The sequence below is a fragment of the Mesorhizobium sp. M1A.F.Ca.IN.020.04.1.1 genome, from assembly GCF_003997315.1.
GTDB lineage: Bacteria > Pseudomonadota > Alphaproteobacteria > Rhizobiales > Rhizobiaceae > Mesorhizobium.
In genome coordinates this window covers 1-5,060 of sequence record NZ_RZSN01000271.1, presented here as the reverse complement: position 1 = coordinate 5,060, position 5,060 = coordinate 1, and the positions used below count along the sequence as shown (strand labels likewise).

General features: G+C 64.4%; 8 protein-coding genes. 4 read left to right on the top strand and 4 right to left on the bottom strand.

What is annotated here, in order from left to right:
• Nucleotides 1-662: FAD-dependent oxidoreductase (locus tag EOA49_RS30125; RefSeq protein WP_164749328.1), on the top strand; the 662-nt coding region annotated here is incomplete at its 5' end.
• A gap of 25 nt (nt 663-687) precedes the next feature.
• Here the strand turns inward: EOA49_RS30125 and EOA49_RS30120 are convergent.
• A complete protein-coding gene (locus EOA49_RS30120) occupies nt 688-1,350 on the bottom strand; it encodes an alpha/beta hydrolase (protein WP_127239997.1) in 663 nt (220 codons plus the stop codon).
• A 203-nt stretch (nt 1,351-1,553) separates the two neighbouring features.
• On the opposite strand from EOA49_RS30120, the gene opgC reads away from it, so the two are divergent.
• Nucleotides 1,554-2,726 carry an OpgC domain-containing protein gene (gene opgC, locus EOA49_RS30115; protein WP_067330202.1) on the top strand — a complete coding sequence of 391 codons (1,173 nt, stop codon included), beginning with the start codon at nt 1,554-1,556 and terminating at the stop codon, nt 2,724-2,726.
• A gap of 9 nt (nt 2,727-2,735) precedes the next feature.
• On the opposite strand, the gene EOA49_RS30110 is transcribed toward opgC, so the two are convergent.
• A complete protein-coding gene (locus EOA49_RS30110; protein ID WP_127242063.1) occupies nt 2,736-3,815 on the bottom strand; it encodes a substrate-binding domain-containing protein in 1,080 nt (359 codons plus the stop codon).
• Between the two features lie 173 nt (nt 3,816-3,988).
• Between EOA49_RS30110 and EOA49_RS32925 the strand changes: the two genes are divergently transcribed.
• Complete coding sequence (locus EOA49_RS32925) at nt 3,989-4,132, top strand: hypothetical protein (RefSeq protein WP_095801261.1); 144 nt, start codon at nt 3,989-3,991, stop codon at nt 4,130-4,132.
• Between the two features lie 57 nt (nt 4,133-4,189).
• Nucleotides 4,190-4,327: a hypothetical protein gene (locus tag EOA49_RS32920; protein ID WP_095801262.1), complete on the top strand. Its 138-nt coding sequence runs from the start codon at nt 4,190-4,192 to the stop codon at nt 4,325-4,327.
• Nucleotides 4,328-4,371: 44 nt separating this feature from the next.
• Here EOA49_RS32920 and EOA49_RS30105 read toward each other — a convergent pair whose 3' ends face one another.
• Together EOA49_RS30105 and EOA49_RS30100 are read right to left on the bottom strand one after the other, a co-directional pair.
• The gene (locus EOA49_RS30105; RefSeq protein WP_127242062.1) at nt 4,372-4,746 is read right to left on the bottom strand and encodes a DUF423 domain-containing protein; all 375 of its coding nucleotides are present in this window, start codon (nt 4,744-4,746) and stop codon (nt 4,372-4,374) included.
• A gap of 30 nt (nt 4,747-4,776) precedes the next feature.
• Nucleotides 4,777-5,060, bottom strand: a 284-nt coding sequence (locus tag EOA49_RS30100) for an MFS transporter (RefSeq protein WP_127243534.1), incomplete at its 5' end; no start/stop codon positions are given.

The following is a 5,060-nucleotide window of genomic DNA, read 5'->3' as shown; positions in this document are numbered from 1 at the left end:
AGCCCGATCATGCCGAAGTGACCCTTGCCGACGGCCGCACCATCCGCTCCGAAATCGTGCTTTACGCTGCAGGCCGCAGCGGCAATCTTGGCAGCCTCGGGCTCGACATGGTCGGCATCGAGGCCGACAGCCGCGGCCGCATCAAGGTCGATCCCCAGACATTTCAGACCAGCGCGCCCAATATCTATGCCACCGGCGACGTCATCGGCTTTCCGAGTCTGGCCTCGACCTCGATGGAGCAGGGCAGGGTGGCTGCCTGCCATGCCTTCGGCGTGGCGCTGCCGCCGCCGCCGGAAACGTTTCCTTACGGCATCTACGCCGTGCCGGAAATCTCCACCGTCGGCCAGTCCGAGGAGCAGGTGCGCGAGAGCGGGATCGCCTATGAGGTCGGCGTGGCGCGCTTCCGGGAAACCTCGCGCGGCCACATCATGGGCGTCAACTCAGGTTTCCTGAAGCTCCTGTTCTCGGTCGACACGCGCCGCCTGCTCGGCGCCCATATCGTCGGCGAGGGTGCGACCGAGCTCATCCATATCGGCCAGGCGGTGATCAATCTCGGCGGCACGGTCGACTTCTTCGTCAACAACACCTTCAACTATCCGACGCTCGCCGAAGCCTACAAGATCGCCGGGCTGGATGCCTGGAACCGGATGGGGCAGGGCTAGCCTCGGCAGCAGCGTCTATCTCTCGTCAGGCGGCCGGCGTCGAGGTCGCGGCAAGCCACTGCCGGGCGATCGCGGCATCCGCTTCGCCGAACTCATGGCCGGAGGCGACGATGCGCGCATCGACCTCGGCACGGCGCTGGCTGAAGAGCGTCACCAAGGCTGGCGCGAACGGGCCGTAGGTCTGGTCGGCCGCGCCGGCGATGATCAGCACCCGCGTTCCGGCAAGGTTCGTCGCCGGCGCATCGTCGAGCACCGGCATCGCCCTGAGCAGCGCCGCCTGCCTGACCAGGCCCGGATGAAGCAGCATCAGCGTGGAAACCAGATTGGCGCCGTTTGAGTAACCCAGGAAGGTCGCGCGGGTGAGATCAAGCTGGTGGAGCCGTGCGGCTTCCACTGCGAATTGGGCGAAAGCGGCCGTCTCCGCGCGGATGCTCGACTGCTCGAAGCTGATCGGCGTGATTCGCTCGAACCAGCGAAAACCGTCTTCCTGGGGGATGCGGCCGCGTGCTGCGACAACCACCGCGCGCGGCGCGATCTGCCTCGCCAGCGGCAAAAGTGTCGTTTCGTCCACGCCCGATCCATGCAGCACGAAAAGGCATCCGCCGCTCGCATTTTCCGGTCTGATCAGACGATAGGAAAAGGGCAGATCATGCTGCAGCTCGCTGTTTTTGCTGTCATGTTCGGACATGATCAGATCCTTTTGATTCTACGGTGATTTCGCTGATTTGCCGGCTTCAAAACGGAATGTTTTCAAGCTCCGCGAAAGTTGATTGAACCTGGCGCATTTCGGGCCGTTTCTGCGCCGATACACTCCCGAACGGGAGGAATCGAAGCGGTGCGTCGGGGGTCGCATTGCTGGACATGAAACACCAGCTCTGAGGCCTTTTGTCGATGACCATCCCCGTTTCTCAACGCGATACGCGTATCGATGTGCTGCGCGCGCTCGCCTTGCTCACCATTTTCGTCGACCACGTGCCGGGTACCGTCTTCGAAAACCTGACCTACAAGAACCTCGGCTTTTCCGATGCGGCAGAGGCCTTCGTTTTGATCTCCGGCATCTCGGTGGCGCTCGCCTATGGCACCAAGTTCAAGCCGGGGGGCAGGCTGCTGGCGACCCTCAAGATGTGGCGGCGCGCCGGCGTGCTCTACGTCACCCACATCGTCATCACCATGCTGGTGATCGCCCTGTTTTCCGCCACGGCCGTGTTCGCCCACCGCCCGGAGCTGTTGAAGATGATCAACATCGAGCCGCTGATGAAGGACACGCCGGAGGTGCTTTTCGGCATCGTCACCCTCGGCCATCAGCTCGGCTACAACAACATCCTGCCGGTCTATGCGGCGCTGCTTCTCGCGGCGCCGGCCTTCGTTCTGTTCGTCAGCTACAGGCCCGTGGCGGCACTGACCGTGTCCGGGCTGCTGTGGCTGGTCGCCGGCATCTGGCAGATCGCTCCGCCGAATTATCCCGAGCCGGGTCTCTGGTTCTTGAACCCGCTGTCCTGGCAGTTTCTGTTCAACATCGGCCTTGCCGCCATGCTGCATATCAAGCGCGGCGGCACCATCCCCGTAAACCGGTGGCTGGTGGGTTTCGCCGGCGTCTATGTGGTGGGCGCGGCGATCTGGGTGCACAGCCCACTCTGGGGGCAGATCACCTGGTTCAATCTGCCGGTGGTGATCGGCGGCTTCGACAAGACCTTCCTGTCGCTGCCGCGGCTGCTGCATATCTTGGCCGTCAGCTATCTGGTAGTCGCCCTGCCGGCCGTATCGAACCTTTTCCGCGCCAAGCCCGACAATCCGCTGGCGATCCTCGGCAAGCGTTCGCTGCCCGTCTTCGTTGCCGGCACGCTGATTGCCATGGCCGCTCAGGTGCTCAAGCTGATCAATCCGGGCGGCCTCGCCTATGACACGTTGTTGATCGCTGCCGGCATCGCCATGCAGTTCGCACTGGCGCTCTATCTAGAATGGCTCGCCGGTCTCGGCCCGACCCGCATCAAACCGGCGCGTGCGGAGCCGGCGCGCACCGGGTTCGCTGCGCCGCCCATGCCGGCGCGGGTCGGCGGATATTGAGATGTGGTTCTAGGATATGGGAACAGGGCCCGTCGAGGCCCTGACGACGAGCTCAACGCCCATCGTCTCGCGCCGCACGGCGCCGTCATAGTCGAGGATCATGCGCGCGGCCCGCCGGCCGATCTCGGTGATCGGCTGCGCGATGGTGGTCAGCGGCGGGTCGCAGAGCGCGCCGTCGGGCACGCCGTCGAAGCCGACAACGGAAACGTCTTCCGGCACTTTCAGACCGCGCGCAGTCAGCCAGTCGATGGCGATCATGGCCATCCTGTCCGACATTGCCAGAATGGCGGTCGGCCGCTCGCCGCCGGCAAAGATCGCTTCGAGCCCCGCCCAGGTGCTCCTTTGCTCGTTCTCGGTCTCGAAGACCGGGATGCTCTTCGTGTCGACACCGAAGCCGGACAGTTCCTCGAAATAGCCGGCCAGACGGTCGCGCGTTCCCGTGTAGACGGCCGAGCGGACCCTTTCGGGTGTGACGAAGCCGGTGCGGTCATCACCGAGAGTAAGCGACAGCACGGCGAAACGGCGATGTCCGAGTTCGGCAAGATGCCGCGCGGCGAGCCGTCCGCCGGCGATGTTGTCGACGCCGATCGCCGAGATCGTCTCGTCATGAAAGCCGAGCTCCAACGCCACGAAGGGCAGCCTGCGTTCGCGCGTCAGCTCGACGAGACGCGAGCCACCTTCGATGCAGAACAGGATGAAACCGTCGACCAGCGCGCTCTGGATGTTCCAGGCGAGCTTCTCCTGGTTGGCCGCCGAAACCAATGCGATCCCGGCGCCGGTGGCGTCGCAGGCCTCGGAAATGCCCGCCATCATGACGCGGGCGAAGGGATCCTCGAAGAAGTAGGAAAGGGGCTCGGTCGTGCCGACGCCGATGGCATTGACCTTGCCGGCGCGCAGCAGGCGGCCTTTCGGATCAGGCCCGGCGTAGCCCATCGCCTCCGCCACCGCCCTGACCCGCTCGCGCACCTCGGCGCGCACGACCTCCGGGCGACTGAAGACATTGGAGGCCGTCCCATGCGAGACGCCCGCCGCCTTGGCAATATCCGCCAGCCGGATGGGGCGTGCCTGGCCTTCGATAAGTGATGCCATGTCTGTTCTCCGAATCCGGTCGCATGTCGAACATGGACGCGGAATGTCTGACGGTCCACTTACTACTTTTATTGGATCGATTCAAATTTTCGCTTGACTACGGCGGGGCAGGGGTTATGATTTGAATCGATCCAAGTCTGTGACATGAAGCAAGATTCGAGAAGGAGGGTGCCGTGCATCCGGTCAACTTTTTGTTCGAGGACGTCTACCGCAACGATTGGGGCATTGCTTCGGCCGAGCAGAGTGAGCGGCGCCGAGGCAAGACAGGCCCGTGGAAGCGTCAGCCCCGCTTCATGGTGGAGCGCAAGCGCGCCTGAGCAGCCCGTCTTTTTCGCGTCGGTCTATTGGATCGATTCAATTCAAGGAAGTAAGTCATGCATCCCATCAGCCATCTCTTCGAGGACATCTATCGCAACTACTGGGGCATTTCGCGGCCAACCGACCGGCCGGAACGGCGGCGCGCGGCGGAGCCGGCGTCGCGCAAGCGGCGGCTGCGTCGGGGAGGGCGGTAGTCGCGGCCCATTTTCCGACGAGCCTCAGCAATGGCAAGGCGGATCTAGGACCCTGGGCGCCACTGCGCCGAGATCGCAATCGCCAGCCAGCCGACGATAAGCAGCGTGCCGCCGATCGGCGCCGACATCGGAAACAGCCGCGAACCGAGGAAATCCCGGGCGAGAAGATCGCCCGAGAACAGCAGCAGGCCGACAAGCAGCGCCAGGCTTGCGATCCTGAGATACCGGCTGCCGCCCATAAGACCGATGGCGAGGAAGACCGGCGCATGCATCAGCAGGAAGGATGCGGCCGTGCCGGTGAAGGCGCCGCCGCGATGCGCGGCCGCCGCCGACAGCGCCACCCCTGCCGCGCCGACGAGACCGCCTGCCAGCACGAGGATGCGGCTGCCGCCGTCTGATGGTTGCCCGGCAAGACTCATTTCGATGCTCCGTCTTCGATCGCGCGCGGCTCAGGATTCGCCGGCCTCGAGCAGCATATGCCGTGCGCGCCGCGTCTGGACAATCCAGTTATAGACCGCCCCCAGCGCCATCAGCACCGATGTGCCCAAGAACACCGCCCGCATGCCGAAATGGCCGCCGACGAAGCCTCCGGCGAGCGGTCCCGCGACCTGGCCGACATACTGCGCCGAGATCGATAGTCCGAGCACATTGCCGCCGACGCCGTCGGGGATGTTGTGACGGATGACGCTGGTGATGCAGGGCAGGAGGCCGCCCAGCGCCAGCCCCATCAGGA